The sequence below is a fragment of the Burkholderia sp. YHN3-13 genome (assembly GCF_055810675.1).
This window is the reverse complement of sequence record NZ_JBVVNQ010000002.1, coordinates 501,941-528,309: the sequence shown is the minus strand read 5'-3', so window position 1 is coordinate 528,309 and position 26,369 is coordinate 501,941. Positions and strand designations below refer to the sequence as shown.

The 26,369-nt window shown below is 67.3% G+C and carries 22 protein-coding genes and 1 pseudogene; 18 read left to right on the top strand and 5 right to left on the bottom strand.

Annotated features, from left to right (window positions below; all coding sequences use genetic code 11):
* Positions 1-3: 3 nt before the first annotated feature.
* The 6 genes from AC0KUR_RS07280 (at position 4) to AC0KUR_RS07255 (ending at position 7,390) form a co-directional block, all read left to right on the top strand.
* Positions 4-1,173 carry an electron transfer flavoprotein subunit alpha/FixB family protein gene (locus AC0KUR_RS07280; RefSeq protein WP_124669615.1) on the top strand — a complete coding sequence of 390 codons (1,170 nt, stop codon included), beginning with the start codon at positions 4-6 and terminating at the stop codon, positions 1,171-1,173.
* Positions 1,170-1,955 (top strand): electron transfer flavoprotein subunit beta/FixA family protein, encoded by a 786-nt coding sequence (locus AC0KUR_RS07275; RefSeq protein ID WP_034186093.1) that lies wholly within the window; start codon positions 1,170-1,172, stop codon positions 1,953-1,955. Before AC0KUR_RS07280 ends, AC0KUR_RS07275 begins: the two co-directional genes overlap by 4 nt.
* A 52-nt stretch (positions 1,956-2,007) precedes the next feature.
* Entirely contained in the window at positions 2,008-3,249 is a 1,242-nt protein-coding gene (locus AC0KUR_RS07270; protein ID WP_175026761.1) for an aromatic ring-hydroxylating oxygenase subunit alpha, read from the top strand.
* A gap of 112 nt (positions 3,250-3,361) precedes the next feature.
* Entirely contained in the window at positions 3,362-4,510 is a 1,149-nt protein-coding gene (locus AC0KUR_RS07265) for an FAD-binding oxidoreductase (protein WP_049035887.1), read from the top strand.
* 134 nt (positions 4,511-4,644) lie between these two features.
* Positions 4,645-5,508, top strand: coding sequence for a glycine betaine ABC transporter substrate-binding protein (locus AC0KUR_RS07260; RefSeq protein ID WP_034186096.1), 864 nt, complete (start codon positions 4,645-4,647; stop codon positions 5,506-5,508).
* A 226-nt stretch (positions 5,509-5,734) separates the two neighbouring features.
* On the top strand, positions 5,735-7,390 hold the full coding sequence (locus AC0KUR_RS07255) for an APC family permease (RefSeq protein WP_473375618.1): 1,656 nt from the start codon (positions 5,735-5,737) through the stop codon (positions 7,388-7,390).
* A gap of 130 nt (positions 7,391-7,520) precedes the next feature.
* Here AC0KUR_RS07255 and AC0KUR_RS07250 read toward each other — a convergent pair whose 3' ends face one another.
* Positions 7,521-8,594, bottom strand: a complete 1,074-nt coding sequence (locus tag AC0KUR_RS07250) for a LacI family DNA-binding transcriptional regulator (protein ID WP_473375617.1) — start codon at positions 8,592-8,594, stop codon at positions 7,521-7,523.
* A 212-nt stretch (positions 8,595-8,806) separates the two neighbouring features.
* Between AC0KUR_RS07250 and AC0KUR_RS07245 the strand changes: the two genes are divergently transcribed.
* The 8 genes from AC0KUR_RS07245 to AC0KUR_RS07210 all read left to right on the top strand — a co-directional run bounded on the left by AC0KUR_RS07245 (position 8,807) and on the right by AC0KUR_RS07210 (position 16,921).
* A complete protein-coding gene (locus AC0KUR_RS07245) occupies positions 8,807-9,799 on the top strand; it encodes a substrate-binding domain-containing protein (protein WP_473375616.1) in 993 nt (330 codons plus the stop codon).
* 87 nt (positions 9,800-9,886) lie between these two features.
* Positions 9,887-11,452, top strand: coding sequence for a sugar ABC transporter ATP-binding protein (locus tag AC0KUR_RS07240; protein WP_473375615.1), 1,566 nt, complete (start codon positions 9,887-9,889; stop codon positions 11,450-11,452).
* A complete protein-coding gene (locus tag AC0KUR_RS07235) occupies positions 11,445-12,452 on the top strand; it encodes an ABC transporter permease (protein WP_473375614.1) in 1,008 nt (335 codons plus the stop codon). Before AC0KUR_RS07240 ends, AC0KUR_RS07235 begins: the two co-directional genes overlap by 8 nt.
* Positions 12,453-12,454: 2 nt before the next feature.
* Positions 12,455-13,513 carry an ABC transporter permease gene (locus tag AC0KUR_RS07230; RefSeq protein WP_473375613.1) on the top strand — a complete coding sequence of 353 codons (1,059 nt, stop codon included), beginning with the start codon at positions 12,455-12,457 and terminating at the stop codon, positions 13,511-13,513.
* On the top strand, positions 13,510-14,403 hold the full coding sequence (locus AC0KUR_RS07225) for a sugar phosphate isomerase/epimerase family protein (protein ID WP_473375612.1): 894 nt from the start codon (positions 13,510-13,512) through the stop codon (positions 14,401-14,403). The genes AC0KUR_RS07230 and AC0KUR_RS07225 overlap by 4 nt, the downstream gene beginning before the upstream one ends.
* The gene (locus AC0KUR_RS07220) at positions 14,400-15,053 is read left to right on the top strand and encodes a nucleoside/nucleotide kinase family protein (protein WP_473375611.1); all 654 of its coding nucleotides are present in this window, start codon (positions 14,400-14,402) and stop codon (positions 15,051-15,053) included. Before AC0KUR_RS07225 ends, AC0KUR_RS07220 begins: the two co-directional genes overlap by 4 nt.
* A gap of 92 nt (positions 15,054-15,145) precedes the next feature.
* Positions 15,146-15,763 (top strand): TetR/AcrR family transcriptional regulator, encoded by a 618-nt coding sequence (locus tag AC0KUR_RS07215; RefSeq protein WP_473375610.1) that lies wholly within the window; start codon positions 15,146-15,148, stop codon positions 15,761-15,763.
* Between the two features lie 165 nt (positions 15,764-15,928).
* Positions 15,929-16,921: a DMT family transporter gene (locus tag AC0KUR_RS07210; RefSeq protein WP_473375609.1), complete on the top strand. Its 993-nt coding sequence runs from the start codon at positions 15,929-15,931 to the stop codon at positions 16,919-16,921.
* Positions 16,922-16,954: 33 nt separating this feature from the next.
* Here AC0KUR_RS07210 and purU read toward each other — a convergent pair whose 3' ends face one another.
* Both purU and AC0KUR_RS07200 read right to left on the bottom strand, forming a co-directional pair.
* A complete protein-coding gene (purU, locus tag AC0KUR_RS07205; RefSeq protein ID WP_473375608.1) occupies positions 16,955-17,839 on the bottom strand; it encodes a formyltetrahydrofolate deformylase in 885 nt (294 codons plus the stop codon).
* Positions 17,840-18,008: 169 nt separating this feature from the next.
* Positions 18,009-18,914, bottom strand: a complete 906-nt coding sequence (locus AC0KUR_RS07200) for a choline sulfate utilization transcriptional regulator (protein ID WP_175026763.1) — start codon at positions 18,912-18,914, stop codon at positions 18,009-18,011.
* 239 nt (positions 18,915-19,153) lie between these two features.
* Here AC0KUR_RS07200 and betC point away from each other — a divergent pair, with 239 nt between their 5' ends.
* The 4 genes from betC (at position 19,154) to AC0KUR_RS07180 (ending at position 24,578) form a co-directional block, all read left to right on the top strand.
* Positions 19,154-20,689 (top strand): choline-sulfatase, encoded by a 1,536-nt coding sequence (gene betC / locus AC0KUR_RS07195; RefSeq protein WP_473375607.1) that lies wholly within the window; start codon positions 19,154-19,156, stop codon positions 20,687-20,689.
* Positions 20,690-20,734: 45 nt separating this feature from the next.
* Positions 20,735-21,700, top strand: coding sequence for a choline ABC transporter substrate-binding protein (choX, locus tag AC0KUR_RS07190; RefSeq protein WP_034186214.1), 966 nt, complete (start codon positions 20,735-20,737; stop codon positions 21,698-21,700).
* A 258-nt stretch (positions 21,701-21,958) separates the two neighbouring features.
* Positions 21,959-23,098 (top strand): porin, encoded by a 1,140-nt coding sequence (locus AC0KUR_RS07185; RefSeq protein ID WP_034186103.1) that lies wholly within the window; start codon positions 21,959-21,961, stop codon positions 23,096-23,098.
* Positions 23,099-23,327: 229 nt separating this feature from the next.
* Positions 23,328-24,578, top strand: a complete 1,251-nt coding sequence (locus tag AC0KUR_RS07180; RefSeq protein WP_034186104.1) for an MFS transporter — start codon at positions 23,328-23,330, stop codon at positions 24,576-24,578.
* 6 nt (positions 24,579-24,584) lie between these two features.
* Here the strand turns inward: AC0KUR_RS07180 and AC0KUR_RS07175 are convergent, their stop codons facing one another.
* Positions 24,585-24,947, bottom strand: a complete 363-nt coding sequence (locus tag AC0KUR_RS07175; protein ID WP_034186105.1) for a YbjQ family protein — start codon at positions 24,945-24,947, stop codon at positions 24,585-24,587.
* Between the two features lie 128 nt (positions 24,948-25,075).
* A pseudogene (locus tag AC0KUR_RS07170) lies at positions 25,076-26,330 on the bottom strand (M20/M25/M40 family metallo-hydrolase).
* Between the last annotated feature and the right edge of the window lie 39 nt (positions 26,331-26,369).

Below are 26,369 nucleotides of genomic sequence, written 5' to 3'. Positions count from 1 at the left end.
TCGATGAATACGATCAAACGAATCGATCCGCGCCGGCCGTTCATCATCACGGCCGCCGGCCTGAAGCGCATCACGCTCGGCGAGGAAGGCAGCGCCGATGCGAACGCCGCGCACGGGTCCGTGCACGGCCATGGCGCGGTGGCCGCGAAGCCGCGCCGCGCGCTGCAGGATCCGAAACACGTGATGCTGGTGGTCGCGCACTGTGAGCGCGGCGCGCTCGACGACCATGCGCGGCAGGCGATCGCCGCCGCCGCCGTGCTCGCCGATGCGCAAACCGAAGTCGCGCTGCTCGCGTTCGGCGAATTGAAGGACGATGCGGCCGAACTCGGCGTCGACAAGCTGCTCGAGCTGACCGGCTTCGATCGCCGCGCGTTCGATCCCGAAAGCGAATTGCAAGCGTTGCAGGCCTGTGTGGCCGCGCTCGCACCGAAACACGTGTTCGTGCCCGACAACGCGACGGGCGACGGCGATCTTGGCCGGCGTTACGCGGCGGCCGCCGGCGCGAGCGTCGCGACCCACGTCGTCGAGATCGACGCGAAGCATGTCGGCGCATATGCGCAGGCCGGGCGGGCGTTTGCCACGCGTGCGCTGCCCGACGTGATCCTGCTTGCGCCGAACGCGGCCGACGCGAAGCTGCCGTTCGTCGGCGCGGGCGAACGGCTGGCCGCCGATTTCATCCGCCCGGCGCATGACGCCGCGCAGCCGTACCGCGATCTCGGCCTGGAAGAAATCGACGCGGCCCAGGTCGCGCTCGAGGAAGCCGACTTCATCGTGTCGGCCGGCAACGGCGTGTCGGACATCGGCGCGTTCGAGCAGCTGGCCGGTGCGTTCGGCGCGGCGATCGGCGCGAGCCGTGTCGCGGTCGACAACGGCCACTTCACGCGCGACAAGCAGGTCGGCGCGACCGGCAAGACGGTCGAGGCAAGCGTGTACATCGCGTTCGGCATCTCCGGTGCGGTACAGCACTTGCAGGGGATCAAGGACTGCCGCCACGTGATCGCGGTGAACCTCGACGGCAGTGCGCCGATCGCGAAGCGCGCGAACCTGACGGTGGTCGGCGACGCGCAGGCGACGATCGCCGCGCTGATCGAGCAGGTACAGGCCGCGCGTGCCGCGCGCGGCGAATCGCCGGCCGCGGTCGGCGCCCGTGAACCGGAAGGAGTGGCCGCATGAACGCCCCCCGCCTCTTGCAACGCATCGCGGTGCTCGTGTCCGTCGGCCGGCATCCGGTCAGCGGCGTCGCGCGCTACAGCCGTAACGACGCGGCCGCGCTCGAAACCGGTCGCCAGCTCGCCGAGCAGCATCGCGCGACGCTCGACGTGATCCATGCCGGCGATCCCGCGAATGCGGCGCTGGCCGAATATCTCGCGCTCGGCGCGCGGGAGGTCGAAGTGCTGGCCTGCCGCGACGGCGACGATGCCGTCCACGCGCTCGCCGCGCGTATCGAAGGCTACGACCTCGTGCTGACCGGCACGCGCGCCGAGGGCGCGTACGACACCGGGATGCTGCCGTACCGCATCGCCGCGGCGCTCGGTTATCCGCTGGTCGGCTCGGCCGTCGACGTGACGGTCGAAGGCGGCCGCGCGGCTGTCCGGCAATTTTTGCCGAAAGGGTTGCGGCGGCGCGTCGATGCCGCGCTGCCGGCCGTGATTGCCGTCCATCCGCTCGCCAATGCCGAGCCGCGCTACGCGTATGCGCGGCTGCGCGCCGGCGCGATCCGGCCGGCGCTCGCGGCGCCCGGCGCGGACGCCGACGCGGCCGCGTGGACGGTCGGCCCGGTCGAGCGTAAGCCCGTCAAGCTGGTCGCCGCCGAGAAGCGTTCCGGGCATGCCCGGATGCTGTCCGCGACGACGACCGAAAGCCGGGGCGGCAACGTCGTAAATGAAGGGAGTTCGGTCGAAAAAGCACAAGTGATCCTCGCGTATTTGCGCGAGCATCAGCTCATCGACTACTGATTTTGATGCCTGTCGGCAAGAACCCAGGGATGCAAGGAATCCGGAGCAAACGATGAAAGTATCGGCAGACATTCGTGCACTGATCGAGCGGCGCAAGGAAGGGCACAGCCTCGAGGCGCCGTTCTACACGAGCGAGGACATCTTCGCGCTCGACATGGAGGCGATTTTCCGCCAGCACTGGATCCAGGTGGCGGTCGAACCGGACATTCCCGAGCCGGGCGACTACGTGACGGTCCAATTGGGGAGCGATTCGATCCTGATCGTGCGCGACGACGACATGGCGATCCGCGCGTTCCACAACGTGTGCCGTCACCGCGGCGCGCGCCTCTGCAACGAGGACAAGGGTTCGGTCGGCAACATCGTGTGCCCGTACCACAGCTGGACCTATAACCTGACGGGCCAGCTGATGTTCGCCGAGCACATGGGCGAGAAGTTTGACCGCTGCAAGCACAGCCTGAAGTCGGTGCACGTCGAGAACCTCGCGGGCCTGATCTTCATCTGCCTCGCCGACGAGCCGCCGGTCGACTTCGCGCAGATGCGCGCCGAGATGGAGCCGTACCTGCTACCGCACGATCTGCCGAGCACGAAGATCGCCGCGCAGATCGACATCATCGAGGAAGGCAACTGGAAGCTCACGATGGAGAACAACCGCGAGTGCTATCACTGCGTCGCGAACCATCCGGAGCTGACGATCTCGCTGTACGAATACGGCTTCGGCTACCAGCGTTCCGACGCGAACGCCGAAGGCATGGACGCATTCGCCGAAACGTGCGTGCGGCGCGGCAAGGAGTGGGCCGAGATGGGCCTGCCGTCCGCCGAAATCGAGAAGCTGCTCGACGTGACGGGTTTCCGCACGCAGCGCCTGCCGCTCGACCGCAGCGGCGAATCGCAGACGCTCGACGCGAAGGTCGCGTCGAAGAAGCTGCTCGGCGGCTTCGACAAGGCCGACCTCGGCGGCCTGTCGTTCTGGACGCAGCCGAACTCGTGGCACCACTTCATGAGCGATCACATCGTGACGTTCTCGGTGATCCCGCTGTCGGCCGGCAAGACGCTCGTGCGCACGAAGTGGCTCGTGCACAAGGACGCGAAGGAAGGCATCGACTACGACGTGAAGAACCTGACGGCCGTGTGGAACGCGACCAATGACCAGGATCGCGCGCTCGTCGAGTTCTCGCAGCGCGGCGCGAACAGCAGCGCGTACGAGCCGGGCCCGTATTCGCCGTACACGGAAGGTCTCGTCGAAAAATTCTCGGCATGGTACATCGGCCGGCTCGCCGAAAAAACCGGCGAATAGGTCATAGCAGCGGACAAGCGGAGCAACTGATGAAACGATCCCCACGCTCACTGCGTTCCCTGCCCCCAACGGGGGCGGTCAGCCTCCTTGGGGCGGCCCTGCGGAGGCTGACATGATGCGAGACGCGGCCAATTTCGAGCCGACGGACAGCCGGGTCACGCGCCCGGCGTTCTGGAACGGCCTGCCCGAGCGCTGGACGAGCGACGTCGAGGAAACGCTGGTGTGCTGCCACGTGCGGCAGGAAACGCACGACGTGAAGAGCTTCTTCTTCCGTTCGCCGCAGGGCCGCACGTTCTCGTTCGAGCCCGGGCAGTTCCTCACGCTCGAGCTCGACATCGACGGCGAAACGATCAACCGCTGCTACACGATCTCGTCGTCGCCGGCGCGACCGCACACGGTGTCGATCACGGTGAAGCGCGTGCCGGGCGGCAAGGTGTCGAACTGGCTGCACGACAACCTGCAGCCCGGCGCCTCGGTGCGCGTGCTCGGCCCGGCCGGCGAGTTCACGTGCGCCCGGCATCCGGCGCGCAAGTACCTGTTCCTGTCGGCCGGCTCGGGCGTCACGCCGCTGATGTCGATGAGCCGCGCGCACCACGATCTCGCGGAAGATCGCGACATCCTGTTCGTGCACAGTGCGCGCACGCCGGACGACATCATCTTCGCGCGCGAGCTGGACCTGATCGCGTCGAACCATGCGAACTTCCGCACGTCGTTCGTCGTCGAGCGCGTGGGCGCGCGCACGAACTGGCCGGGCGTCACGGGTTTCCTGACGCTGCCGCTGCTGAAGCTGATCGCACCGGACTTCATGGAGCGCGAGATCTTCACGTGCGGCCCCGCGCCGTACATGAAGGCCGTGCGCGACCTGCTCGACGAAGCCGGTTTCGATCGCAAGCAGTATCACGAGGAAAGCTTCTCGTTCGAGACGCTCGCGCAGACCGCGAGCGACGAGCTGCTCGCCGATCTCGTACCGCCGGCCGAAGGCGGCGACACCGACACGAAGCAGTACACCGTCAGCTTCGCGAAGAGCAACCGCGAGATTTCGTGCGGCTCGGAGCAGCACGTGCTCGACGCGGCGCGCCAGTCGGGCGTGCGGCTGCCGGCCTCGTGCACGCAGGGCATGTGCGGCACCTGCAAGGTGAAGCTCGTGTCGGGGCAGGTCGAAATGAAGCACAACGGCGGCATCCGCCAGCGCGAGATCGACCAGGGGATGGTGTTGCTGTGCTGCAGCAAGCCGCTGTCGGATCTCGTGATCGACAAGTAGTCGCGATGTGTCGGCGCTTGTCCGGACACGTCGCGTCCGGACAAGCATCCGTCGGAAAACAACGATACCGCGGATTTGTGGTTGAAGAACCTAGAGAGACAACGCGCACGGTGCGCTTATCAAGGAGATCGACCATGAAACTGTTCGGAAAACTGTTGTGGACCGGCGCACTGTCGGCGATGGTGGCGCTGAGCACGTCGGCACTCGCCGATACGAAGCCGACGCTGAAGATCGGCTACGTCGAAGGCTGGGACGACAGCGTCGCGACGTCCAACGTCGCGGCTCGCGTCATCGAGAAGAAGCTCGGCTACGAGGTGAAGCTCGTGCCGGTCGCGGCCGGGATCATGTGGCAGGGTGTCGCGCGCGGCGACCTCGATGCGACGCTGTCCGCGTGGCTGCCGGTCACGCACGGCTCCTACTGGGATGAATACAAGGCCAAGGTCGTCGACCTCGGCGCGAATTTTCCCGATGCGAAGATCGGCCTGATCGTGCCCGCGTACGTGAAGGCGAAGAGCATCGACGACCTGAATGCGGAGAAGGCCAGCTTCGGCGGCCGGATCGTCGGCATCGATGCGGGCGCCGGCGTGATGCGCAAGACCGACGACGCGATCAAGAGCTACGGGCTGAACTACACGCTGATGCCGAGTTCGGGCAGCGCGATGACGGCCGAGCTGTCGCGTTCGGTCGGTGCGAGCAAGCCGGTCATCGTGACGGGCTGGGCTCCGCACTGGATGTTCGCGAAGTGGAAGCTGCGCTTCCTCGAGGATCCGAAGAAGGTGTTCGGCGGTGCCGAGCACGTCGACAGCGTCGTGAATCCGGGGCTCGAAGCCAAGGCCAAGCCGGTCGTCGCGTTCCTGAAGAAATTCCAGTGGAAGCCGGGTGAAATCGACAGCGTGATGCTGGCGATCCAGAACGGCTCGAAGCCGGAAGCGGCCGCGGACGCGTGGATTGCCGCGCATCCGGATCGCGTGAATGCGTGGACGGAAGGCGCGCAGTAAGCGTCACCCAATACGTCGTACGAATCATCATAAAAACATGCCGGGAATGGTTTGCAGGAATCCGAAATAATCGAGATGCCATGCGGCCATATCCCGGAATTCTTTTTCGGATTCTGCAAAAAAGCCCGTAAATTGTTACACTACGGCGCTTGTGCAAAATCATCACAGCTTGCATCGAACCAGAGTAAGCGCTAAAGCGCCAACTCCGATCGAGAGGAGGAATTGGATGAGTCAGGCAGGACTGCGTGCGAATCGCACCAGTGACGTTGAGGCAACCATCTCACATGATTCGACGGGCCACACGCTGCATCGTGGCCTGACCTGGAAAGACGCATTTTGGGTGACGAGCGGCGTGCCGGCAGGCGTGCTGTTCACGATCGGCGGCGTATGCGCGACGATCGGCCAGCCCGCGTGGGCGATCTGGATCGCCGCGATCACGATGGGGCTGATTCAAAGCGCGACTTATGCGGAAATCTCGGGGCTATTTCCTCATAAATCGGGCGGCGCGTCCGTATATGGCGCGATCGGATGGGTCCGTTACAGCAAGCTGATTGCCCCGGTTTCCGTATGGTGCAACTGGCTCGCGTGGTCGCCGATGCTTGCGCTCGGCTGCGGCCTCGCGGCGAGCTATGCGCTCACGAGTCTCTTTCCCGCCAACGCGGCGGTGCTGCAATGGCAGCTCAAGATCGCGGATCTCGGTTTCATCAAGCCGGGTTTGTCCCTGCGGATCAATGCGACGTTCATCATCGCGACGATCCTGCTTCTCATCACGTTCAAGCTTCAGCACAGCGGCGCATCGAAGGCGGCACGCACGCAGCGCATCCTCGGCATCGCGTCGCTCACGCCGCTGCTGATCGTCGGCATCGTGCCGTTCGTCACCGGCGACGTGCCGATGTCGAACCTGCTTCCGCTGCTGCCGCTCGGTCACGACGCGCAAGGCAACCTCACGACCGCGACGTTCGGTTCGTGGAACGGGCAGGGCGTCACGATGGCGCTCGGCGCGATGTTCATGGCCGGCTGGGCGTCGTATGGTTTCGAGACGGCCGTCTGCTACACGCGTGAATTCCGCGATCCGCGCCGCGATACCGCGAAGGCGATCTTCTGGTCGGGCGCGCTGTGCCTCGTCGTGATGACGCTCGTGCCGATGGCGTTCCAGGGCGCGCTCGGCACGCAGGCGATGCTCGATCCGTCGATCGGCGACGGCACGGGTGTCGCGGCCGCGATGGCGAAGATCGTCGGCGGCGGTGCGTGGGTCGCGAATGCGGTCGTCGTGATGCTGATGCTGTCGATCCTGCTGATCGTGATGACGTCGATGATGGGCTCGTCGCGCACGCTGTACCAGGCATCGGTCGACGGCTGGCTGCCGAAGTACCTGTCGCACGTGAACGAGCACGGCTCGCCCACCCGCGCGATGTGGACGGACCTCGGCTTCAACCTCGTGTTGCTGATGATGTCGGACTACATGACGGTGCTGTCGATCTCGAACGTCTGCTACATGCTGTTCGTATTCCTGAATCTCCAGTCGGGCTGGATCCACCGGATGGATCGCGGCAACTGGGATCGGCCGTTCCGCTGCCCGACCTGGCTGCTCGTCGCAGGCTCGATCTGCGGCTACGCGAACCTCGTCTACGTCGGCGCGGGTGCGAACCTGCAGGGCGAAGGCACGTTGCGCAACGGACTGATCGCGATGCTGCTGATCGTGCCGGTCTTCCTGTATCGCCACTACTGGCAGGATCGCGGCCGCTTCCCCGAGCAGATGCAGCGCGACATGGAGCTCGAAGTGCCGAAGCGCGCGATGTGGCTGAACCTGATGCCGTATGCCGCGCTGATCGGCGCGGGGCTGACGATCTGGTTGTCGTATTACTTCGCGTGGGTGAAGTGAGCATCTGACACGTCGCACGCCGGGAGCGGACACCGCACACGGTCCAGGCGAGCACACGAGGCGCAGCATGCAGAAAGCCCGACCGGTCGCAGGACCGGCCGGGCTTTCTGCATTTCGTGTCCGCGCGTGCTCAGCCGGCCGGCTCTGCGTCGCTGGCGCGCATGTCATCGTCGAGGGTTCGCATGAAGCGTGTCGGCACCATCACGACCGGATGCGGCGTGGCGTCTCCGGCGTCGCCCGCATCGAGCAGCGCGAACGCTTCGGCGATCAACCGCTGCACGTCCTGCCGCAGCATCGTGACGTCGAACGGCAGGCGCGCGGCGAACGGGTCCCAGTCAAAGCAGCCGACGGCCGTGCGCTGCCAGATGTCCCACGGCAGCTCCGACGCGAAACGCACGAGCCCTTCGAACGACGTGATCGAGTTCGTCAGCATGCCGGCCGGCAGCCGGCCGAGCTTGTCGTAGCGCCGTGCAAGCGCTTCGCGCGCGGCCGCGGGCGCGTAGCCGCAGCACTCGATCGCGTCGTCCGGCGGCGGTGGCAGGCCACGCTCGGCGAACGCGTCGCGAAAGCCCGCGATCCGCATCACGGTCGCATATTCGCCGGCGATGCCGCCAAGCAGGATCAGTTCGTCGGGCGCATTGCCGCGCGCGAGCATCTTGTCGATCAGCACGTCGGTCAGCGCCCGCGCGCCCGCGCGGTTGTCCGACACGACCGATGGCGCACCCGCGCCCGGCAGGTCGACGTTGATCGACGGGATGCCGGCCGCGTCGCACAGCGTATTGAGCGGTGCCGGGTCCCGCACGCCGGCAATGAACAGCAGTTCGACACGTTGCGCGAGCAGCGTCTGCGCGACGTGCAGTTCGACGTCCGGGTCGCGCTGCGTGCCGACGACGATCGGGCACAGGCCGCGCCGGCGCGCCTCGTCCTCGAAGGTTTCGGCGAGCCCCGCGAAGAAGCGGTTGCGGTAGTGCGGAATGACCATGCCCGCCAGCCCCGAGCGCGACAGGCGCAGGCCGCGCGCGCTCAGGTTCACGTTGTAGCCGAGCGCCTTGGCGCTGTCGAGAATGCGCCTGGCCGTTTCCTCGCTGATCCGGTAGCGGGCCCAGTTGCCGTTCAGCACCATGCTGACCGTGGACGTGGACGAGCCGGTTGCTTTCGCGATGTCGTAGATCGTGGACTTGCGTCCGGTAGTCGTGCGGGCCATCTGCGTTGTTGCTCCCCTCGCGTGCGTTCTTATGCCGATGATGCCGACGGTATGCGTTTCGGGGCGTGCTGCCCTATCAGGGTTTTCACCTGCTTTCCGTCAAAGCTAAATGGATTCAGCATACACCAAACGGTTTGCTGAATGGATTTAGCAACTGACCGCCATGCCGGGACCTGGAAGCCCGGCGACGGTCGCCTTCGGATGGAGGAGACATGTCGGTGAATTTCTTGCGCAAGGTATGTGCGGGCGTGGTTGCGTTCGCACTCGCGACGGGTATCGCGTCGGCGTCGCCGGACAAGCCCGTGATCGGGGTCGTCGTGAAGATCGGCGGCATTCCGTGGTTCAACGCGATGGACGCGGGCATCAGGAAGCGCGCCGAGCAACTCGGCGTGAAGGCATTCATGGTCGGGCCCACCAGCGCAGACCCGGCACTGCAGGTGCGTGCGATCGAGGATCTGATCGCGCAGAAGGTCGACGTGATCGGCGTGGTGCCGAACGATGCCGAGGTGCTCGAGCCGGTGCTGCAGCGTGCGCGCGCCGCGGGTATCAAGGTGATCACGCACGAATCGCCGAAGCAGAAGAATACCGACTGGAATTTCGAGCTGGCCTCCGCGAAGGGGTTCGGCGAAGCGTACGCGAAGAACCTCGCGGCGGCGGTGGGCGGCAAGGGCGAATACGCGGTGTTCGTCGGTTCGCTGACGGTGCCGCTGCACAACGCGTGGGCCGACGCCGCGATCGCGTATCTGAAGGCCAACTATCCGGACATGAAGCTCGTCGGCGATCGCTACGGCGTGGCCGAAGACGTGGACGCTTCGCGCAAGACCGCGCTCGATCTGATGCGCGCGCACCCGAACCTGAAGGCGATCCTGGCGTTCGGCAGCCAGGGGCCGATCGGTGCCGCGCGTGCGGTCGCCGAGAAGCAGGCGAAGGGCAAGGTCGTGGTGCTCGGGCCGTTCTCCCCGGGGCAGGGCCGTCGGCTCGTGCACGACGGCGTGCTGAGCGGCGGCTACATGTGGAACCCCGCGCAGGCAGGCGAGGTGTTCGTCACGCTCGGCACGATGCTCGCGAAGGGGCAGCCGATCAAGGACGGCATGACGATTCCGGGGCTCGGCGTCGTACATCCGGAAGGTCACAACCTGATCGTGAACCAGCTCGTCGAGCTGAACGCGAAAACCGTCGACGATCTCGCGAAGCAGGGGCTGTGAGCGGCCTGCACGCAGGCGCGCCGCGCCGTGCGATGAAGTCGTTCGACTCTCCCGTCGTTTCATAGCAGGCCGCACCGGAGCGTAGCGATGATGTCTGCCCATTCCCGTGAATCCGCGGCGTCCGGCCGGGCGAGCCCGCCGCCGGCCGCGTTCGAGGCCGCGGCCGATGCGCCGTTGCTCGAACTCGCCAATGTGTCGAAGACGTTTGGCGGCGTGCAGGCGCTGCAACAGGTGCGGTTCGACGTGATGCCGGGCGAAGTGCAGTGCCTGGCCGGCGAGAACGGCTGCGGCAAGAGCACCTTGATCAAGATCGTGAGCGGCGTCCATCGCCCGGAGTCCGGCGCGGTGATGCGCTTCGACGGCGAACCGGCCGGTGATCTGGATCCGGCCCGGGCGCGCGCGCTCGGCATCCAGGTGATCTGGCAGGACCTCGCGCTGTTTCCCGAGATGACGGTCGCCGAGAACATCGCGTTCGAGCAGAATCTCGGCGCGCGTCCGCGGCTGGTCGACTACGGGCGGATGAACGCCGCCGCTCGGCAGATTCTCGCGCGGCTCGGCGTCGAGCTCGATCTCGGTAGGCCGGTGCGTACGCTCACGATCGCGCAGCGGCAGGTTGTCGCGATCGCGCGCGCGCTCGTCGCCCGGGCGCGTCTCGTGTTCATGGACGAGCCGACCGCGTCGCTCAGCCATGCCGAGACGCAGGCGCTGCTCGCGATCGTGCGCCGCCTGTCGGCCGACGGCATCGCGGTGGTGTTCGTCAGCCATCGGCTCGCGGAAGTGCTCGATGTGTGCGCGCGCGTGACGGTGCTGCGCGACGGTCGTTATGTCGGCACGTTTCCGACGACCGGGATGACGCAGACGCGGCTCACCGAGCTGATGACGGGGCGCACCTTCGATTACGCGGTGCGCACGACCGATCTGTCGGCCGCGGCCGCGATGCTGCGCGTCGACGGGCTGTCGCGGCGTGGCGAGTACGCGGACGTGTCGTTCCAGGTGCGGTGCGGCGAAATTCTCGGCCTGACGGGGCGTCTCGGCGCGGGGCGCACCGAGCTTGCGCTGTCGCTGTTCGGGATGACGCGACCGGACGCCGGCACGATCGCGCTCGACGGCCGGCCGCTGTCGCTGCGCTCCAATCGCGACGCGATTCGCGCGGGCATCGCGTATGTATCGGAAGACCGCCTGCAATTGGGCCTCGTACAGCCGCAATCGATCGGCGACAACCTGGCGATCGCGGTGCTCGACGACCTGCTCGGTGCGGCCGGGCTGATTTCGCCGCGGCGGCGCGATGCGCTGATCCGCGACTGGGTCGCGCGGCTCGCGGTGAAGATCGGCGCTGTCGACGACGCGGTGTCGACGCTGTCGGGCGGCAACCAGCAGCGCGTCGTGCTCGCGAAATGGCTCGCGACGAAGCCGAAGCTGCTGATTCTCGATTCGCCGACGGTCGGCGTCGACGTCGGCGCGCGCGCTGGTATCTTCGCGATCATTCACCGGCTCGCGGCGCAAGGCATGGCGATCGTACTGATTTCCGACGAGATTCCCGAGGTGTACTTCAACGCGGACCGTATCCTGCACATGCGCGATGGCCGTATCGTCGCCGAGTACGTGCCGGGCGCCACGCCGATCGATCACATCGAGCGAGACGTCCATGCGTAGCCTTCGCACACTCGGCATCGGCTCGACCGAAGCGTGGCTGCTCGCGGTGATCGTCGCGATGGCGATCGGCCTCGGCATCGCGACACCGACCTTCCTGACGCTGTCCAACCTTTTCGACCTGCTCAACCAGAGCGCGGTCAACATCATCTTCGCGGTGGGGCTGCTGATCGTGCTGATCGCGGGCGGCATCGACATTTCGTTCGCGGTCGGCGCGTCGGTGGTGCAGTACCTCGCGGCGCTCACGCTGATGCGGCTCGGCGGCGGCAACTGGGCGCTCGGCTTCGCGGTCTCGGTCGGTTTCGGCATCCTGCTCGGTGCGGTGAACGCGACGATCATCTACCGGTTTCGCGTCGTGTCGATCGTCGCGACGATCGCGACCTTCAACATCTTCTTCGGCGGGTTGATGTTCGTGACGGGCGGCGTATCGATCTACGACTTGCCCGACTGGTGGACGAACCGCGTCACGCTCGTACAGGTCGATACGCCGGGCGGCGTCGCATCGCTTGCGCTGCCGGTCGCGGTGATGGTTGCGGCCGTCGTCGCGACGTGGTTCCTGCTGCGACGCACGACGCTCGGCCGCCAGCTCTATGCGACCGGCGACAACCCGGAAGCCGCGCGGCGCGTCGGCATCGATCTCGCGACGATGCATTACGTCGCATACGGCTGGCTCGGAATGATGGCGGGCATCGCGGGCCTGATGCAGGCGCACTACGTGCAAGAGGTCGTGCCGAACGCACTGTACGGCCGCGAACTGGACGTGCTCGCGGCCGTCGTTCTCGGCGGCGCGCGGCTCGGCGGCGGGCGTGGCACGGTGCTCGGCGCGATCCTCGGCATCCTGCTCGTGTCGATCACCGCGAACGGGCTCAACCTGCTCGGCGTGTCGCCGTACGCATTCAAGATGATCGTCGGCGCGGTCATTCTGGTCGCGATCACCGTGTCGAGCGACGGCGTCGCGCGGCTCGTCGGCGCGCGCTTCCTGTCGCCACGCGCGAGGACATGATCATGAAACACGCCGAATCCCGGCGCTTTCCCCGGTTTTCCGTTCCGGCCGACGTGGCCGGCCTGCTGGGTTTTTTCGCGTGCGTCGTCGCGGCGATGAGCGTCGCGTCCGGTCGCTTCCTGACGGGCGGCACGTTCGCGTCGATCGCGTTCCAGCTGCCCGAACTCGGACTGTTCACGTTGGCGATGCTTATGCCGCTGGTGTCCGGCGGCTTCAATCTCGCCGTCACGTTCACCGCGAACCTCGCGGGGCTCGCGATGGCGTGGGTGATCCAGTCGCACGGCGGCCCGGAGGCCGGCCTCGCGGCGGTCGCGTTCGGCATCGCCGCGGCGCTCGCGACGGGCGCCGCGGCCGGCTGGCTGATCGGCGCGGTGATCGCGCATACGGGCGCGAGCCCGATCCTCGTGTCGCTGTCGGCGATGATCTTTCTGCGCGGTCTCGGCGAATTCCTGACGCGCGGCGGCGACATTTCCGGGTTTCCGCCGGTAGTCCGCGCGATAGGCAACGGGCTGTGGCTCGGCGTACCGGCGCCGCTGTGGATCTTCGCGGGCTGCGCGCTGCTGTGGCACGTCGTGATGACGTATTCGCGGCTCGGCTTCGTCACGCGGATGATCGGCTCGAACGCGGAAGCGACGCGCTACTCGGGCATCTCGACCACGCGGGCGATCACGCGCATCTACATGCTGTCGGGGCTGATGTGCGGCGTGGCCGGCGTCGTGATGCTGTCGCGCTTCAACTCGGTTCGTGTCGGCCACGGCGAGGCGTTCCTGCTGATCTCGGTGCTCGCCTGCTTTCTCGGGCGCGTCGATCCGTTCGGCGGCTTCGGTCGCGTCGTGCCGGTCGTGATCGCGCTCGTGATCCTGCAGGTGATCGCATCGGGACTCAACCTGTTGGGCGCGAGCCAGCACCTCGCGACCGCGCTGTGGGGTGTGTTCCTGCTCGCGGTGATGCTGGTGCGCTGGGCATGGGCCCGGCATGCATCGCGGCCGCGCAATCGCAATCGAATCGCGACGCCGGCGCTCGGCGGCCTCGAACCCCCTCAACGGAAGGAGACGAAATGAACAAGCTTGGCGTACATGCGCTGGTCTGGGAGGCCGGCTGGAGTCGCGACGCATGCGCGCGCGCGATCGCGAATACGGCCGAGACGGGCTTCGATTTCATCGAGGTGCCCGCGCTCGATCCGGATTCGATCGATGCCGCGTTCACGCGGCGCGAACTCGAACGGCATGGTCTTGGCATCACGTTCTCGCTCGGCCTCGATGCGCAATCCGACATTTCAAGCGGCGATGCGCAGAAGGCCGCGCGCGGCAAGCAAAAACTCGAGGCCGCGCTGCGTGTCGCACGCGACTGCGGCGCGACCCACGTATGCGGGATCCTGTATTCGGCCTTCCAGAAGAATTTCACGCCGACGACGGCCGCCGGCGTCGCGATGTCCGCCGACATCCTCGCGCAGGTGGCGGACACGGCCGCGCAAAGCGGTATCACGCTCGGGCTTGAAGTCGTGAACCGCTACGAGTCGAACGTGCTCAATACTGCGTCGCAGGGTGTCGAGCTGTGCCGGCGCATCGGCCGGCCGAACGTGAAGGTGCATCTGGACACTTATCACATGCATATCGAGGAGTCGGACGTGATGTCGGCGATTCACGACACCGGCGAGCAGCTCGGTTACGTGCACATCGGCGATTCGCATCGCGGCTATCTGGGATCGGGCAACGTCGACTTCACCGCGGTGTTTCGTGCGCTGGTGTTCAGCGGTTATACAGGTCCGATCGCGTTCGAGAGTTTTTCGTCGCGCGTCGTCGGCCAGCCGCTCGAAGGCATCCTCGCGATCTGGCGCAACCTGTGGGAAGACAGTCACGACCTCGCTGCGCATGCGCTGGCCTTTACGCGCGTGCAGCTCAAGTCCGCGCGCGAGGCGCTGAAGCAGGCTGAACGGAGCCGGCTGCCGTGAGCGATGCGGCGATGGGCGCGCAACGCATCGATCGCGAGGCGCTGGCCGCGCACCTGCTGCGCACGCAGCAGGCGGCGCGGCGCGTGGTCGGGATCGCCGGCGCGCCGGGCGCCGGCAAGAGCACGTTCGTGGAGCGGCTGCGCGCGCGCCTCGATGACGCGGCGCCCGGGCTCGCGGCCATCGTCGCGATGGACGGTTTTCATTACGACGACCGGATGCTGCGCGCGCGCGGTGACCGCGCGCGCAAGGGCGCGCCGCATACGTTCGACGTCGATGGCTTCGCGGCGTTGCTCGCGCGTTTGCGCGCGGACGACGGCCGCGACATCGCGGTACCCGTGTTCGACCGGTCGCTGGAGATCGCGCGAGCCGGTGCGGACGTCGTGCCGGCGTCGGCCTGTCTGATCCTGGTCGAAGGCAACTACCTGCTGCTCGGCGACGCGCCGTGGGATGCGCTGCGAACATCGTTCGACGTCACCGCGATGCTTGACGTGCCGCGCGCGACGCTCGTCGAGCGGTTGACCGCGCGATGGCGCGGTTACGGGATGGACGACACGGCGCTGCGCGCGAAGATGGACGGCAATGATCTCGTCAATATCGATACGGTGCTGTCGCGCAGCGTCTGCGCGGATTTCCGCGTCGACAACGGCTGAGGGGGATGGCTGACGGAAGCAAGCCATGGTCCGATACGACAGGTTCCTGTCGTGCTTGATTTTGAGAACGGTCAGTTCTAATATCCACACTCATGAGCTCGACCTCGACACCTTCAGGCTCCCGTGACAGGGGGCGCCCACGCGAATTCGACACCGACGAGGTGATCGACGCCGCGGCGCGCGTGTTCTGGGCGCACGGATATCACGCGACGTCGATCGATACGCTGTGCGAGGCGACCGGCGTGTTTCGCGGCAGTCTGTACCGGACGTTCGGCGACAAGCACGGGCTGCTGGTCGCCGCGTTCGACCGTTATGCGGAGGGCGCGATCGCGCGGCTCAAGGAACGTCTCGCGGCGGACTTGCCGCCGCGTCAGGCCCTCAGGGAAGCGCTGCTGTACTACACGGAAATCGGCGTGCGGCTGTCGGAGCGCCGCGGCTGTCTCATCACGAATTCGGCGGTCGAACTGCTGCCTGGCGACGACGTGTTGCGACCGTATATCGAATCGACGCTGCTGCGCATCGGCACGCAATTCAGCCTTGCGGTCGCACGCGGCCAGCAATCGGGCGATTTCGACCGGAACCTCGATCCGGAAGAGGTCGGCCGGTTCCTGCTGTGCCTGATCCAGGGCATGCGCGTGCTGGGTAAATCGAGTGCGTCGGAGGAGGAACTGGCCTCGATCGTCGACATCGCGATGCGGGCGCTGACCTGATTTTTTGATTATTTTGAGAATGATCGGTTTCAAATGATGCGTGTTCCACGGACGGCAGTCGAAACCTTGACGGGCAAGCAGATTCGCAAAGGACGCTGAAAAACCGCCGCCGCTGCGCGCAGCCGCACCGGCCTCATCGTTCAATTAATTTGGGAATGATCAGTCATGAATGCCGCAAATAACGCAATGCCGGCCGCGGGCGCGTACGGGAAGGGGATCGCGGCATGTGTCGGTGCGACGATCCTGATGGGCGTGATGTTTCCGGTGATGACCGACGCGTTGCGACACATCGATCCGTTCACGTTCACGTCGCTGCGCTACCTGATCGCGGGCAGCGCGTTCCTCGTGTTGTTGCGGGTCGTCGAAGGGCCCGGCGCGTTCCGCGCGGCCGGCGAATCGGTGCTGCTTGCATGGCTGCTCGGCTCGATCGGCTTTTGCGGGTTCGGGTCGTTCGTGTTCCTGGGCCAGCAGCTGGCCGGCGACGAAGGCGCGCTGACCGCATCGATCATGATGGCGACCCAGCCGATGATGGGGTTGCTGCTCAATGCGCTGGTGCGGCGCGTCGCGCCGGCGCCGGTGTCGGTGCTGTTCGTGGTGCTGTCGTTCACCGGCGTGGCGCTCGTCGTCACGCGCGGCGACGTGGTGGCCGCGCTGCACGAACCGCAGCACTACGCGGCCAATGCGCTGATCGTCGTCGGTGCGTTGTGCTGGGTCGTCTATACGTTCGGCGCGGCGCGTTTCTCCGGCTGGTCGGCATTGAAATACACGACCTTCACGACGTGGCTCGGACTGACCACGATCGTCACGGTCAATCTGATGCTGGTCGCAAGGCACCGGATCGCGGCGCCGTCATGGGCCGCCGTGCACGCGGTGCTGCCGCATCTCGCGTACATGGGGCCGGTGGCCGGCTTCGGCGCGATCCTGTTGTGGATGACGGGCAACCGGATCCTGGGGCCGATGAACGGCGTGCTGTTCATGGACGTCCTGCCCATCACCGCGTTCATCGTGTCCGCCGCCACGGGCGTGGTGCCCACTCGCGCGCAAATCGCGGGCGCCGCGTTGACCGGCGCGGCGCTGATTCTCAACAACCTGTATCTGCGGCGCCGGGCGCGGCGAATCGGCACGGCGCCGGCGCGCGTGCCTTCCGCCTCGGCGTGAGGAACGGGGCGAGCCGGCCGCCGCTTCGCATGCCTACGGAAAGACCACCGTCCGGTCGCCGTTCAGGAACACGCGCCGCTCGATGAATGCCTTCACCGCGCGCGCGAGCGTGAGGCTTTCGACGTCGCGCCCCACCGCGAGCAATTGCTCCGGCCGCAGCGCATGATCGACGCGCTCGACGACCTGCTCGATGATCGGCCCTTCGTCGAGATCGTCGGTGACGAAATGAGCCGTCGCGCCGATCAGCTTCACGCCGCGTGCGTGCGCCTGATGATACGGTTTCGCGCCCTTGAAGCCGGGCAGGAACGAATGATGGATGTTGATCGCGCGGTTCGCGAGCTTCGCGCTCGTTTCCTGCGACAGCACCTGCATGTAGCGCGCGAGGATCACGAGTTCGGCGCCGCTCGATTCGAAGAAGTCGAGCCACTGCGCTTCCTGCTGCGCCTTCGTGTCGGCCGTGATCGGGAAGTGCCGGAACGGCAGCCCGTGCTGGGCGGCGAGCGGCTCGAAATCGGGGTGGTTCGACACGATGCCGACGATGTCCATCTTCAGCTCGCCCATCCGCCAGCGGAACAGCAGGTCCGCGAGGCAGTGCTCGAGCTTCGACACCATGATCAGTACCTTCGGCCGTGCGTTCACGTCATGGATCGCCCATTGCATGTCGCCCTGCGCGCCGCCGAGGCTCGCGGCGATCGGCGTGAATTCCTGGCGCAGCGCGTCGATCTGCAGCGTTTCATCCGTCGGATGAAACACGCAGCGTACGAAGAAGCGGTTGCTGAGGTCGTCGTCGAACACGTTCAGCGCATCGACGTAGCAGCGATGGCGATCGAGAAAGCCGACGACGGCGGCGACCTGGCCGGCCGCGCTCGGGCACGACAGCGTCAGGACGAATTGATCGGGGCGGTGCTCGGCGGTCATGAGACTCCTCGGTTGGCATGGGCGCACGGCCGTGCGGCGGCGCACGACGGCGCCGCACCGCGCGGGTAGCGGGAGGCTCAAGTAAATCAGGACGATTCCGGGGCGGATAGAACCAACGCGCCGTGTGGCTGGTATCGGCGCGCCAGCGCGTGCGGGCCGGCCGGGCCCGTCAGGCGCCGGCGCAGGCGTCGAGCAGCCAGCGCCGGAACACGTGGGTCGCATCCGGCTCGGGCCGCTGCGGCGGGCGCACCAGGAAGTAGCCGCGCGACGTGACGACGGGCGCGTCGACGAGCTTCACGAGCTGGCCGGACGCGACGAGCTCGTCGACGAGCGGCGACCAGCCGAGCGCGACGCCTTCGCCGAGCAGCGCCGCATGGATCACGAGCGCGTAGCTGTTGAAGGTCACGCCGCGCGCGGCGGGCGGCGGCTCGAGGCCATGCGCGTCGAACCAGCCGGACCACGACAGCCAGCGCTCGGGGCGCGTCGGCTGCACGTGCAGCAGCGGCAGTGCGAGCAGGTGGTCGGCCCGCGCGACGTCGCGGTGCGCGGCGCGGAACGCAGGCGAGCACACGGGCGTGACCGATTCCGGAAAGAGCCGTGCGGCCGTGCACGACGGCCAGTGACCGTCGCCGAACAGGATCGCGATGTCGGCGTGGTCGCGCTGCGGGTCGTAATCCTGTGACGTGACGACGCGCACGTCGACGTCCGGCATCACGCGCTTCAGGCCGGCGAGCCGCGGCATCAGCCAGTAGGTCGCGAAGCCGAAGTCGGTGACGATCGTGAGCGCGCCGTGCTCGCGGCGCGCGCGCAGCGTGGCGGTCGCGCCGCGCAGCGTGTCGAGGCTCAGCCGCACCGCTTCGTACAGGCACTGGCCGTCGGCCGTCAGCGTGACGCCGCGCGGGCTGCGCTCGAACAGCGGCACGCCCAGTTCGGCTTCGAGCTGGTACACCTGCTGGCTCACGGCCGGCTGCGTCGAGCCCAGCTCGCGCGCGGCGGCCGTGAAGCTCGCGAGCCGGGCGGCCGATTCGAACGCGCGCAGCGCCTGCATCGACGGTAACGGTTCCGGTTTCGACATAAGTCTCTCTAATGGCCCCATAAGGGCCGGACGCCTACCCGCGCGAATTCGGGCGGGCGATAGTGCATCGGACGGTGCGGCACACGCGCTTCGCGGCCGCCGGGCAATGCGTTCCGCGATTCTAGCCAGCGCGGCCCGCGTGCGCGGCGGTTTCTGCGGGCTGTCTCCGTCATGCCGGACGTACCGCCGCCGGAGCGGCGCGCCGCTCCGTTCGAACACCGCTTTCCCCACGACCGCTCATGACGAACCCGACACCCAACATCCTGATCCTGATGGCCGACCAGTTGACGCCGTTCGCGCTGCCGGCCTACGGCAACCGCGTCGCACGCACGCCGACGCTCGACCGGCTCGCCGCGCAAGGCGTGGTGTTCGACGCCGCCTACTGCGCGAGCCCGCTGTGCGCACCGTCGCGGTTCTCGCTGCTGACCGGCAAGCGGCCGTCGGGGATCGGCGCCTACGATAACGCCGCCGAGTTGCCGGCGCAAACGCTGACGTTCGCGCACTACCTGCGCGCGGGCGGCTACCGGACGATGCTGTCCGGCAAGATGCATTTCTGCGGGCCCGACCAGTTGCACGGCTTCGAGGAACGGCTCACGACCGACATCTATCCGGCCGATTTCGGCTGGGTGCCCGACTGGGACCAGCCGGGCGAGCGGCCGAGCTGGTATCACAACATGAGCTCGGTGCTGGAGGCGGGCCCGTGCGTGCGCACGAACCAGCTCGATTTCGACGACGAAGTCACGTTCGCCGCGAAGCAGAAGCTCTACGACGTCGCGCGCGAGCGCGCGGCCGGGCACGATGCGCGGCCGTTCTGCATGGTCGTGTCGCTGACCCATCCGCACGACCCGTACGCGATCACGCGCGAATACTGGGATCTGTACCGCGACGACGAGATCGACATGCCGGCCGTGCGGCTCGATGCGGCGGAAAGCGATCCGCATTCGCAGCGGCTGCGCGTCGTCTGCGAGAACGATCGCACGCCGCCCACCGACGCGCAGATCCGCGCCGCGCGCCATGCGTACTACGGCGCGACGTCCTATGTCGACGCGCAGTTCGGCAGCGTGCTGGCCGCGCTGGAGCAGTGCGGTTTCGCCGACGACACGATCGTGATCGTCACGTCCGACCATGGCGACATGCTCGGCGAGCGCGGGCTCTGGTACAAGATGACGTTCTTCGAGGGCGGCTGCCGCGTTCCGTTGATCGTCCATGCGCCGGGCCGCTTCGGCGCCGCGCGCGTGCGCGGGCCCGTGTCGCATCTCGACCTGCTGCCGACGCTCGTCGACCTGGCCGGCGCCGCGCCCGCCGGCGGCTGGCCCGACCCGGTCGACGGCGCGAGCCTCGTGCCGCACCTGCACGGCACGCCCGCGCACGATGTCGCGCTCGGCGAATACCTCGCGGAAGGCGCGCTCGCGCCGGTCGTGATGATCCGGCGCGGCGACTGGAAGTACGTGCATTGCCCGCTCGATCCCGACCAGCTCTACCACCTGTCGGACGACCCGCGCGAGCTGACGAACCTGGCCGGCGTGCCCGAGGCCGCCGACGTGCTCGCCGCGTTCCGCGCGGAAGCCGCGGGGCGCTGGAACCTGCCCGAGCTCGACCGGCAGGTGCGCGCGAGCCAGCGGCGCCGGCGCTTCCATTACGCGGCGACGACGCAGGGCCGCATCCAGGCGTGGGACTGGCAGCCGTTCACCGACGCGAGCCAGCGTTACATGCGCAATCACATCGAACTCGACACGCTCGAGGCGATGGCGCGTTTTCCGCGGGTCGGGCGCTGAGCGTCCCGCCTCGCGAACATGAACGAACGACGGAGGAAGCGGACGATGAAACGGCAATGCAATGCAGCAATCCGGATCGGCGCGGCGCTCGCCGCGGCCGCGTGCCTGGTGACGACGCAGGGCGCACGGGCGGCCGACCCTCGGACGTGCGGCGACGTGAAGATGGCGGCGCCCGGCTGGACCGACATCGACGCGACGAACGCGATGGCGGGTGTCGTGCTGAAGGCGCTCGGCTACCGGCAGGAGGTAGCGAACCTGTCGGTGCCGATCACGTACCAGGGGCTGAAGAAAGGGCAGGTCGACGTGTTCCTCGGCAACTGGATGCCCGCGCAGGCGCCGCTCGTGAAGCCGTTCGTCGACGACAAGTCGATCGACGTGCTGCACGCGAACCTGAGCGGCGCGAAGTTCACGCTCGCGGTGCCCGACTACGTGGCGGCCGCCGGCGTGCATACGTTCGCCGATCTCGCGCGTCATGCGGACCGCTTCGGCGGCAAGATCTACGGGATCGAGCCCGGCGCGCCCGCGAACCAGAACATCAAGCGGATGCTCACCGACCACGCGCTCGGCCCGTCGAACTGGTCGCTCGTCGAATCGAGCGAGACGGGCATGCTCACGCAGGTCGAGCGGGCGGTGCGCGACAAGCGCTGGATCGTGTTCCTGGCCTGGGAGCCGCATCTGATGAACACGAAGTTCCATCTGACCTATCTGTCCGGCGGCGATGCGTACTTCGGCCCGAACTACGGCGGCGCGACGGTCAACACGGTCACGCGTGCCGGGTTCGCCGGCCAGTGCGCGAACCTCGCACGCCTGTTCCGGCAGATGACCTTCTCCGTCGACGTCGAGAACCGGATGATCGCCGACATGCTCGACAACAAGACGTCGCCCGCGCTCGCGGCGCAGCATGCGCTGAAGGCCGACCCGGCGCTGGTCGCCGGCTGGCTGGACGGCGTGACGACGGCGGCCGGCGCACCGGGCCTGCCGGCGGTGCGCGCGGCCCTCGACGGCCGCTGATTCCCTCCCGCCGGGCGGCCGTTTTCGCCGTGCCGCCCGTCTACGTGTTTTCCCGACCGGTCGCATCGTGACCATTTAGTGTCGCCTTCAGACGGGTGGCGAGAAATATGGGTTTGTATTTTTCGCCAATGGCTGCGTTATTGCGGAAAACGAAATGCCGAAGCCAGCTGGCGGTCTGAATTCGAATCCGCCGGCGCATCGCGGCACGCGCCGGGACGAGATTCTATCCATCGAACGGTTCAGGGAGGGTGGTCGACAATGAAGCACACGAAAGTTGCCGTAGCCGCCGCGCTTGCATGCGCGGCCTGCATTCCCGCCATCGGGCACGCGCAGAGCAGCGTGACGCTGTACGGGATTCTCGACGCGGGCATCACGTACGTGAACAACACGGGCGGCTCGCACGTCGTCAAGTTCGACGACGGCGTCGCGTACGGGAACCGCTTCGGGCTGAAGGGCACCGAAGACCTGGGCGGCGGCCTGAAAGCCGTGTTCACGCTCGAGAGCGGCTTCCGCCTCGGCAACGGTCAACTCGGCTTCGGCGGCGCCGAATTCGGCCGGCAGGCGTATGTCGGCCTGCAGAACGACTGGGGCACGCTGTCGTTCGGCAACCAGCTCGACATCACGAACGAACTCGTGTCGATCTACAACATCTCGGCGTGGGGCAGCGGCTATGCGATCCACCAGGGCGACTTCGACCGCTTCAACGGCGACCGCCTGCCGAACTCGGTGAAGTTCCTGTCGAACGACCTCAACGGCTTCAAGGTCGGCGCGATGTACTCGTTCGGCAACGTCGCGGGCAACTTCCATCGCAACAGCGCATGGAGCGCGGGCGCGAGCTTCACGAAGGGCGACTTCTCGATCGGCGCCGCGTACACGCGCCTGAACAACCCGAACGGTATCTACGCGTTCGACCCGTACGCGATGATCGGCACGCACACGTTCCTCGGCCAGCAGACCGTCACCGTCGACCCGGCGACCGGCGCGCGCACCGACCTGTTCGCGAACACGCCGATGGACGTCGACAGCCAGGGCACGTTCGGCATCGGCTCGAGCTACACGATCGGCAAGCTGACGCTCGACGCCAACTTCTCGTACACGACGATCAAGGGCTTCGGCCAGTCGTCGCACATGCAGGTGTATGAAGGCGGCGGCCTGTACCAGTTCACGCCGGCGCTCAGCCTGATCGCGGGCTACCAGCACACGCGCTTCGAAGGCCATCACTGGAACCAGGGCACGGCGGGCCTGCATTACCTGCTGTCGAAGCGCACCGACGTGTATATCTCCGGCGACTACCTGCGCGCGTCGCAGGGCGTCGATGCGGTGGTCGGCTACAGCTTCACGCCGTCGACGACGCAGACGCAGGCCGACGTGCGGATCGGGATGCGGCATTCGTTCTGAGCGGGGTGGAGCAGGGCAGCGACGTCTTCAGCGAGATCTCTCTTTGGCGCGAACCGAGGTTCGCGCTTTTTTTTTCATGGTGCGATTCGATGCGGCGTCGCGCGGCGCATGCCGGCCGCGCCTGCCTCGGCCGGGCGTGCGGCAGGGTTTCGGCGGTTGAAGCTATCATCGCGGTTTGGCCGCATCGCGTATCGGCGATCGCCGGCCTTCCTTCGATGACGTCTCGCCGATGACCGCCCCGTTACCCGACTCCAGTTCGCCGTCTCCGTTACCCGCCAACCTGTTCCGCCACGCGCCGTTCCAGCGTTTCTGGGGCACGCGCGTGATGTCTTCCCTGGCTTTCCAGATCCTGTCGGTTGCGATCGGCTGGTATGTCTACGCGCTCACGCACAGCGCGTTCGCGCTCGGCCTCGTCGGGCTCGCGCAGTTCGTGCCGATGTTCGCGCTGACGCTCGTCGTCGGGCAGGTGGCCGATCGCTACGACCGCCGGCGCATCGCGACGATCTGCCAGGGTGTCGAGGCGCTGGCCGCCGGCGTGTTCCTGCTCGGCGCCGTGCAAGGGTGGCTGGCCGCGCCGGCCGTGTATGCGCTCGCGGCGATCGTCGGCACGGCGCGCGCGTTCGAGTCGCCGTCGGTGTCGTCGCTGCTGCCGGCCGTCGTGCCGCGCACCGACCTGCCGCGCGCGACCGCGCTGTCGACGTCCGCGAACCAGGCCGCGCAGATCCTCGGGCCCGCGTTCGGGGGGCTCCTCTATGGCGTCGGTGCGCCCGTCGCGTTCGGGACGAGCGTCGCCGCATTCGCGATCGCGGCCATGCTGAGCAGCACGATTCCGTTGCGCGGCGCGCCGCCTGCCCGCGAGCCGGTCACGCTGCGCTCGGTGTTCTCGGGGATCGCGTTCATCCGGCGCGAGCCGGCGATCCTCGGCGCGCTGTCGCTCGACCTGTTCGCGGTGCTGTTCGGCGGCGCGACCGCGCTGCTGCCGATCTACGCGCGCGACATCCTGCAGGTTGGCCCGTGGGGGCTCGGCGCGCTGCGCGCGGCGCCGGCGGTCGGTGCGCTCGCGGGCACGCTGTGGCTCACGCGCTTTCCGCTGAAAGGGCGGCCGGGCCGCGCGATGTTCGGCGGCGTGATCGCGTTCGGCATCGCGACGATCGTGTTCGGGTTGTCGCGGCACTTCGCGCTGTCGCTCGTCGCGCTGGCCGCGCTCGGCGCGTCGGACGTGATCAGCGTCGTCGTGCGCCTGTCGCTCGTGCAGTTGCGCACGCCCGACGACATGCTCGGTCGCGTGAGCGCGGTCAACGCGCTGTTCATCGGCACGTCGAACCAGCTCGGCGAATTCGAATCGGGCGTGACGGCCGCGTGGTGGGGCGCGCCGACGGCGATCGTCGTCGGCGGCGCGGCGACGATCGCGGTTGCGCTCACGTGGATGCGGCTGTTCCCGCAGCTCACGAACATGAAATCGCTCGAGCGCGACGCGTGACGGGCGTCACGCGTCCTGCGTCACGCGCACGGCCGTGCCGTAGCAGATGACTTCCGTGACACCCGAGCCGATTTCGGTCGAGTCGTAGCGCATCGCGACGATCGCGTTCGCGCCGAGCTTGCGCGCGTCGGTCAGCATCTTGTCGAAGGCCTGCTGGCGCGCTTTCTCGCACAGCGACGTATAGAGCGTGATGTTGCCGCCGAAGATCGTCTGCAGCGACGCACCGAACGAGCCGACGATCGAGCGCGAGCGTACGACGATGCCCTGCACGACGCCGAGCGAACGAACGGTCGTGTGGCCGGGCAGGTCGAACGCGGTCGTGACGCGCGCGGGCGACAGATCGTCGACGGAGCGGGAAAAATCGGTCATGGCGGAGCACCGGGGTGCGGTAGTGGTCGAACGGCGATTCTATCCGGAAGGGGCCGCGGCATCGGAACGGGGGCGCGCGGCGCCACCCGTTCCGGCGTGACGGTGAACGGCCGCGCGCCGCGGATCGGTCAGGGCTTGGCCGTCGTTGCGGCGTTCCCGCCGAGATCGACCGCATAGGCCAGCGCCAGCTTGCCGAACTTCAGCGCGTGGTTCGCCTGCCGGTCCGAGTTCTCCAGCGTGTCGTTCACCGTGTGGATATACGGGCTGTCGTTCTGGTCGGCCTCGAACGGGAACGATGCCGGATAACCCTGCGCATTCCACGACGCGTGATCCGAGCACGCGTACCCGCACTGCGACGTGCCGATCGCGAGTTCCGGCAGGTAGGTCTTCGCCAGGTTCGTCAGGTAGGTGTTCTGGGCCGAGCTCGTGTAGTCGGTGATCAGGTAGATATCCTTCGGATCGCCCTTGTAGTTCGTCATGTCGAGCTGCAGCACGCCGACCACGTTCGCGTTCTGCGTGCGGAACTGCTTCGCGATCGCCTTCGAGCCGAGCAGGCCGGCTTCCTCGGCCGCATACCCGACGAACTTGATCGTCCGTTTCGGCCGGTAGTCGTTCGCGATCAGCACGCGCAGCGCTTCGGTGAGACTCGCGATGCCCGATGCATCGTCGTCCGCGCCGGGCGAGCGCGTGTTCTCCGTCGTGCGGCCGACCGTCGAATCGAGGTGGCCGCCGAGCACGATCGTGCCGGCGGCGGGATCGCTGCCGCGAATCGTCAGGATCACGGACTTCTGCGGAAAGCCGGTGTGCGCGAACTGCTCGACGGTGATGTCGGCGCGTGGGCCGGCCAGTTGTTTCCACTGCAGCGCGAGCCAGTCCGACGCGGCGACGCCGTGCGACGTCGTGTAGTAGCGGTTCGTGAAGCCGGACAGCGACGTGATCGTGCCGACGATGTTGCTGGCCTGCAATTGCTGGATCCAGGTACCGATCTGCGGCGCGTTCGACACCTTGTACACAGGCGCCGCCGCCTGTTTCGCGAGCGTCAAGGGCAGCGGCTGCAGTGCCTGCCGCGCGTCGTCGAACGAATCGTGCACGACGTAGCCGGGCCCGTGGCCGCGCGTATGGTGGACGGCATGGGCGAGGTCGCCGAGCCGTGAATCGTCGATCTCGACGACGTGAACGGTTTCGCGGCGCGCGGCCGCCGTCGGCCGTCTTGCCGGCATCGACGGTCGTGCTGTATTGCACGGTGGCGCTTGCATCGATGCGCTGAAGCTGGCGCAACGCGGTGTCGCCGAGCGTGATCCAGACGGGGGTCGCGTGCGCGGCGGCGGTCAGCAGCATGCCGCCCAGCGCGGCGCTCAGGCGGGTCGGTTTCAGAGTAGGCATGTTCGATCTCGTGAGGATGGCGATGTCGATGTCGATGAA

Excerpts from the sequence above, each read along its gene's own strand:
- AC0KUR_RS07280 (WP_124669615.1), top strand. The coding sequence starts at position 4 with ATGAATACGATCAAACGAATCGATCCGCGCCGGCCGTTCATCATCACG.
- AC0KUR_RS07275 (WP_034186093.1), top strand. The coding sequence starts at position 1,170 with ATGAACGCCCCCCGCCTCTTGCAACGCATCGCGGTGCTCGTGTCCGTC.
- AC0KUR_RS07270 (WP_175026761.1), top strand. The coding sequence starts at position 2,008 with ATGAAAGTATCGGCAGACATTCGTGCACTGATCGAGCGGCGCAAGGAA.
- AC0KUR_RS07265 (WP_049035887.1), top strand. The coding sequence starts at position 3,362 with ATGATGCGAGACGCGGCCAATTTCGAGCCGACGGACAGCCGGGTCACG.
- AC0KUR_RS07260 (WP_034186096.1), top strand. The coding sequence starts at position 4,645 with ATGAAACTGTTCGGAAAACTGTTGTGGACCGGCGCACTGTCGGCGATG.
- AC0KUR_RS07255 (WP_473375618.1), top strand. The coding sequence starts at position 5,735 with ATGAGTCAGGCAGGACTGCGTGCGAATCGCACCAGTGACGTTGAGGCA.
- AC0KUR_RS07250 (WP_473375617.1), bottom strand. The coding sequence starts at position 8,594 with ATGGCCCGCACGACTACCGGACGCAAGTCCACGATCTACGACATCGCG.
- AC0KUR_RS07245 (WP_473375616.1), top strand. The coding sequence starts at position 8,807 with ATGTCGGTGAATTTCTTGCGCAAGGTATGTGCGGGCGTGGTTGCGTTC.
- AC0KUR_RS07240 (WP_473375615.1), top strand. The coding sequence starts at position 9,887 with ATGATGTCTGCCCATTCCCGTGAATCCGCGGCGTCCGGCCGGGCGAGC.
- AC0KUR_RS07235 (WP_473375614.1), top strand. The coding sequence starts at position 11,445 with ATGCGTAGCCTTCGCACACTCGGCATCGGCTCGACCGAAGCGTGGCTG.
- AC0KUR_RS07230 (WP_473375613.1), top strand. The coding sequence starts at position 12,455 with ATGAAACACGCCGAATCCCGGCGCTTTCCCCGGTTTTCCGTTCCGGCC.
- AC0KUR_RS07225 (WP_473375612.1), top strand. The coding sequence starts at position 13,510 with ATGAACAAGCTTGGCGTACATGCGCTGGTCTGGGAGGCCGGCTGGAGT.
- AC0KUR_RS07215 (WP_473375610.1), top strand. The coding sequence starts at position 15,146 with ATGAGCTCGACCTCGACACCTTCAGGCTCCCGTGACAGGGGGCGCCCA.
- AC0KUR_RS07210 (WP_473375609.1), top strand. The coding sequence starts at position 15,929 with ATGAATGCCGCAAATAACGCAATGCCGGCCGCGGGCGCGTACGGGAAG.
- purU (WP_473375608.1), bottom strand. The coding sequence starts at position 17,839 with ATGACCGCCGAGCACCGCCCCGATCAATTCGTCCTGACGCTGTCGTGC.
- AC0KUR_RS07200 (WP_175026763.1), bottom strand. The coding sequence starts at position 18,914 with ATGTCGAAACCGGAACCGTTACCGTCGATGCAGGCGCTGCGCGCGTTC.
- betC (WP_473375607.1), top strand. The coding sequence starts at position 19,154 with ATGACGAACCCGACACCCAACATCCTGATCCTGATGGCCGACCAGTTG.
- choX (WP_034186214.1), top strand. The coding sequence starts at position 20,735 with ATGAAACGGCAATGCAATGCAGCAATCCGGATCGGCGCGGCGCTCGCC.
- AC0KUR_RS07185 (WP_034186103.1), top strand. The coding sequence starts at position 21,959 with ATGAAGCACACGAAAGTTGCCGTAGCCGCCGCGCTTGCATGCGCGGCC.
- AC0KUR_RS07180 (WP_034186104.1), top strand. The coding sequence starts at position 23,328 with ATGACCGCCCCGTTACCCGACTCCAGTTCGCCGTCTCCGTTACCCGCC.
- AC0KUR_RS07175 (WP_034186105.1), bottom strand. The coding sequence starts at position 24,947 with ATGACCGATTTTTCCCGCTCCGTCGACGATCTGTCGCCCGCGCGCGTC.